Source organism: Clostridioides mangenotii TR, from assembly GCF_000498755.1.
Lineage (GTDB): Bacteria > Bacillota > Clostridia > Peptostreptococcales > Peptostreptococcaceae > Metaclostridioides > Metaclostridioides mangenotii_A.
Map to the genome: position 1 here is coordinate 1 of NZ_AXUS01000049.1, position 5,336 is coordinate 5,336.

At 30.1% G+C, this 5,336-nt stretch carries 5 protein-coding genes; all 5 read left to right on the top strand.

Annotated features, from left to right (window positions below; genetic code table 11):
- Window positions 1-189: 189 nt before the first annotated feature.
- Window positions 190-1,044 carry a phage antirepressor gene (locus T473_RS0114985; protein ID WP_077173635.1) on the top strand — a complete coding sequence of 285 codons (855 nt, stop codon included), beginning with the start codon at window positions 190-192 and terminating at the stop codon, window positions 1,042-1,044.
- A 169-nt stretch (window positions 1,045-1,213) separates the two neighbouring features.
- On the top strand, window positions 1,214-1,456 hold the full coding sequence (locus T473_RS0114995) for a hypothetical protein (protein WP_024622585.1): 243 nt from the start codon (window positions 1,214-1,216) through the stop codon (window positions 1,454-1,456).
- An 11-nt stretch (window positions 1,457-1,467) separates the two neighbouring features.
- Window positions 1,468-3,090 (top strand): zinc-ribbon domain-containing protein, encoded by a 1,623-nt coding sequence (locus T473_RS17480; protein ID WP_024622586.1) that lies wholly within the window; start codon window positions 1,468-1,470, stop codon window positions 3,088-3,090.
- Window positions 3,091-3,138: 48 nt separating this feature from the next.
- Window positions 3,139-3,648, top strand: a complete 510-nt coding sequence (locus T473_RS0115005; RefSeq protein ID WP_024622587.1) for a hypothetical protein — start codon at window positions 3,139-3,141, stop codon at window positions 3,646-3,648.
- A gap of 86 nt (window positions 3,649-3,734) precedes the next feature.
- On the top strand, window positions 3,735-5,336 hold a 1,602-nt coding region (locus T473_RS17010; protein ID WP_024622588.1), incomplete at its 3' end, for a YhgE/Pip domain-containing protein.

A 5,336-nucleotide genomic window follows, 5' to 3' on the forward strand; every position in this document is an offset into this window, starting at 1 on the left:
TTGTTGATTGATAACTAAATGTTTGTATAATAAAATTATCAACAAAATATTAGCAAATGTTGACATAAAAGAGAATAAAATAGAGATTGCTCAAATTTTGGTCAAGGCGAACAATCTCTAAGTGTATATTGTACGGTATGTACTATTATACTTTATTCCTTCAAAAATTACAAATAGGAGGACATTTATATGGAGAGTATAAATGCAAATAATGTTGTAAACATTTTAAGTCCTTGTGAAAACACTGATAATGTTTTTGAGACAGGGACTAAAGAAATACAAGTTTTTAGTCATACAGAATTTGGTGAGATAAGAGCATTAGATTTAAATGGAGAACCTTGGCTTGTTGCTAAAGATTTTTCTGAAAGGTTAGGATACAAAGAACCCCACAAAGCAGTAGTAAAGCACGTTGATGAAGATGATAGGGCAAAACATCCCATCACAGATAATTTAGGGAGAACTCAAGAAACTTGGATAATAAATGAGTCTGGCATGTTTAGTCTAGTCTTAGGAAGTAAGTTACCATCAGCTAAAAAGTTTAAAAAATGGGTTACATCAGATGTATTACCTTCAATAAGAAAACATGGTGGGTATTTAACACCAAATAAGATAAGGGAATCGTTAGCAGATCCTAATACCCTAATTGAATTACTAACTGTGCTAAAAGAGGAACAAGATAAAAGAATTGAATTAGAAGTGATTAATAAAGATAATGAACCTAAAGTTAAATATGCTAATGTGGTACAAGTTTCTGAATCTACTATAAGTGTAGGACAATTAGCCAAGATGATTTGTAGGCATGGCGTTAATCTTGGTCGTAATAAACTGTTTGAGTGGATGCGAGATAACGGATATTTGATTAGAGCTAAGTCGAGAGACTGGAATTTACCAACACAGAAATCTATGGGATTAGGTGTTTTAGAGGTTGATCAGAATGGTGAATATGTGCTATATAAGACTCCTGTGGTTACTGGTAAGGGGCAAGTCTATTTTGTTAATAAGATATTAGACGAATACGCTCCTTGTAGTGAGGGGTTGATGTAATGAAAGAAGAAGTGAAACTTTTAATTGACTTATTAGACGATGATGCTTTAAGAAAGATTAAATTTATAATATTAGGTTGTTTACATAGTAAGAAAGATTAAGTTATTTTTGTGGTGATTTAAGAGCTGGAGAATTCCAGCTTTTATGTGATTATGAAAGAGGTGAGATTGTGGGGATTAAGGATGTTAAGTTGAGGAAGGGCATGGATAGGGACACTATCAATGTTATAATGGATAACGATAATATCGAAATCGAGTTTATTGATGATAACTATGGTGGCTATAGTTGTTCCCATAAATGGAAGTGTAACTGTGGAGAAATTTTTAACAGATCATGGGATACAATAAAGCATAAAAATGGTATTAGATGCACTAGATGTATAAAAGGTATTAAAGAAGTTATGATGATATAAGAGACGTTGTATTGGAATTAAAATCTTGCAAAGATGAAGTTAATAAAATTATCGGAGATTGGATTGAGTTAGTCGACAATAGATATGAAAGAATAGATCATAACCATAACTGGAGATGCAAATGTGGAGAAATTATAAAAAGGACTTGGGGAAGTATAAAACGAAATGGTGCAATAAAATGCGATAAATGCTTATACAATTTAACTGATAACCCTGAAAAGGCATCAGATATACGTTTAGTTAAAGATATGGATAACAAAACAGTAAACAGTCTTGTTTCTGAATGGATTACATTCATGGATGAGAATTATTTAGGAAATAACAAAGTACATAAATGGGAATGTAAAAAATGTGGAGAAGTTTTCAATAGGAAATGGTCTACTATAAGATCTAAGGACTCAATTCTATGCAAAAAATGTAGTAGAGGAAGTATACTATCAAAAGGAATGACTAAAGATGAAGTAAACAGGGTGCTCATGAAAGAAAATATTAATTTAATCTTTAATGATGATTGCTTTATGAGTAACTCTTCTAGCTATAAATGGATTTGTAGTTGTGGAAATGACTTTATTAGGACTTGGAGTATGTTTAACAAAACGAGGTCTTATATCTGCTCAGACTGCAGAGGGCGAGATGTTGAAGATAGATATAAATTTGAGGTAGAAAAGAACAAAGATTATAAATATATAAGAAGCTTTAGAAAACATGATAAGCTACCTAATGGTATAATAGTTGGAGATTCTCCATATATTCAAATTCAACATATTTTTTGTGGCAGAATATATGAAACCTCTGCATCAAATTTTATAAATATAAAGCAAAGATGCGACAGGTGTTCAGGCAATATTGAAAATTCATTTGGATATTATATAGAGAACATACTAGGAATAAAAATTAAAAAAATTTGGGATTATGAACGTAATTATAAAGATCCATTTACTATAAGTATAGGTAGTAATGATGAGGTATGGATAAAATGTACGGGAACTGATTATCATGGAAGTTATTTAGCAAAAGTGAATAGATACATTAAATCTAAAAGAAATAATAAAAATGGCTGCCCATATTGTCATAGTAAAATGATTCATTTGTATGATTCATTTGGATATAACTATCTCAACTTGGCTCAATCGTGGAGTAATAGAAATGATATAAGTCCTTTTAAAGTTGCAAAGTATGGATCTAATAAATATAATTTTATATGTCAAAATTGTAGGAAAGAATATACAATATCCACTAATGATATAATAGATAGAACGATAGATAATTGTTCAGAATGTTTTATGAGTGCTGGAGAGGTTAGTATAAAGACATTTCTGGAAAATAGAAACATTGATTATATATATGAGAAAACATTCCCTAATTTGTATGGTGTGAATGGTGGATTATTATCTTATGATTTCTATATTCCACAGTCTAAGACTCTTATAGAATATCAAGGAGAATTTCATGATGGAACTGCATGGCAGCAAACTGAAGAAGGTTTTAAAAATCAAAGGGAACATGATAGACGTAAAAAAGACTACGCTGATAAAAATAATATTACTTTTATAGAGATCTGGTATAAAGATTATGAAGATATAGATAGCAAATTAGATAAAGAATTAAATCTCGACAAAATTCCCGTAGAATAATGGATTATCTATTGTTATAATATGGATATAACATTTAGGAGGGAATACATGAAAAAAATATTAGGTTTATTAATATTATGTTTTACATTAGCAATATTTACAGGATGCAGTCCTAGAGAAAATAATGAAACAATAAATACAGAGGATACAGCAACTGAAGAAAATCTAGATAGTGAAGCAACAACATCCTCTGAAGATATTGATGAAAACTTAGATACGAATAATGAAAATGGAGACGAGATATATTCATCCTTAAAAAAAATGAATGAAGAGGGGTTATCTTTATTACAGGCGATATCAAATGAATCAACTACCGATGAAGAACTTGATAAGGCATTAGATTCTTGTGATGACCTAATAACTCGTATTCAAAATTTGAAGACAGATGATCAGGACTTATCTGAAGCAAAGAAATGTATTTATATTGCTACAATGAATACAAAGATTATCGTGAACAATAGTGGCGAAGAAAACAGTTATTTAAAACAAGATAATATTGATAAAAGCTTAGAAAAAATTAATAAAGCTACAGAATATCTAGATAATTATAATAAATAAAAGAAAAGAAATATAATTAGATAATAGTCAGAATATAAGACAGCATAAAGCTGTCTTTTTTTATGTCTAAAAAAGGAGTTGATAAATTGTCTGAATTCAAAATTAGAAGTACCTTTGAGTTAGATGATAAGAAAGCAAGGAAGCAATTAGATGACTTAAAGAATCAAGTTGGGAAAAAAGCTCTTAAAATGAATGTAGAGTTAAACCTTTCGAAGATTAATGGCGAGTTGAATAAAGTACAAGGAGCAATGAAGAAAGCTCTGAAGATTGATAATTCAACTATTGCTGGGTTAAAGCAGATAGAAAGTGCGTTAAAGCAAATAAATAAGCTAAATAGAGATACACAGAAATTGCCACTTGGAAATAAGTCAAGAAATACAGATACGACAAATGATGTAAACAAAATGATATCTCAATATAAGAAATTAATGTCTGAAAGGGCAGCTCTTGAAAAACAAATGTCCAAGACTACCAATACACAGTCATATCAAGTATTGAATAATCAATTAGAAAGAGTTAAAGCAAATATAACTAGTATAACAGGCAAATTAGACGGAATGAAAGTTAATACTAATTTTGCTAATACAATGGAAAAATCTTTATCATCTACTTTTCAAAGCGTTCAAAGTAAAATTGAGAAAATGCAATCTCAGTTATCAAAACATCAAAAGTTAAATATACTGGATGGAAAAGAATCAACAGAATTAAATAATCTAATAAATAAACTAAATCAATTAAAGAATATAAAGCTATCTAATATCACTAGTGGTAAAGATAGCTTTTTTTCTATGTCAAAATTGGTATCTGAAGTAGATCAAGTACAAAGAAAGTTTTCTAATCTAAAGATAAATGCGAACATTGATTCAAAGATAACATCACAGATTAGAAAAATTTCAACAGAAGCTACATCGTTACAGAATAAAATAGGAAATTTATTTAAGAGTGGATATACAGATAAAGGCCAATTGTCTACAATGGCAAAGCAATTACAAACTATACAGAATATAAACTTTAGTAAACTAAATGCTAATCAGATACAATCTGTAACTAATGCTTTGAGTAATATGACTAATAAAGTGAAAGAAGTTGATAGTGCAGCTAAACAATTAAAAGCTAAAGATGCTTTTAATATTAAAACAACAAAAGCACAAATGGATCTACAAAGGTTAAAGCAAAAATGTTTAGAATTAGGACAATCAACAGCCGGAATAGATAAGTTACAAGGTAAATTGAGACAATTATCAAATCTTCCGATGGATAAAAAAGCAAATGAATTATCTAGGATTAGAAATGAAATATCTAGAATGAATAGCTCGTTTAATGGATTAAATTCAACGACACAACGTACCGGCGGATTTTTTAATGATCTATATAATAGTATGCGTACATTTACATTGGGCAATATGATTGGAATGAAATTGCAACAGGGAGTCCGAGCCATAGGTAAAACTATTCTTGATTTAGATAATGCAATGGTAGATGTAACAAAGGTTCTGCCGGATAGAATAGCTCCGAGTCAAGGCAATTTAACTAAGATAAGGAAAGATGCTATAGCCATCGGGAAAGATGTTGCCAAGTCTAGTGAAGATGTCATCCTTGGTATGAGTAGAGCTTATCAAGTTGGGGCTAAGACTATGAAAGAAGCGAGTGCAATAGCTAAGAACTCAGCAATTTTTAGTAATGTCGGG

Bases quoted from the DNA above. Each gene is read 5' to 3' on its own strand.
- T473_RS0114985 (WP_077173635.1), top strand. From the start codon at position 190: ATGGAGAGTATAAATGCAAATAATGTTGTAAACATTTTAAGTCCTTGT.
- T473_RS0115005 (WP_024622587.1), top strand. From the start codon at position 3,139: ATGAAAAAAATATTAGGTTTATTAATATTATGTTTTACATTAGCAATA.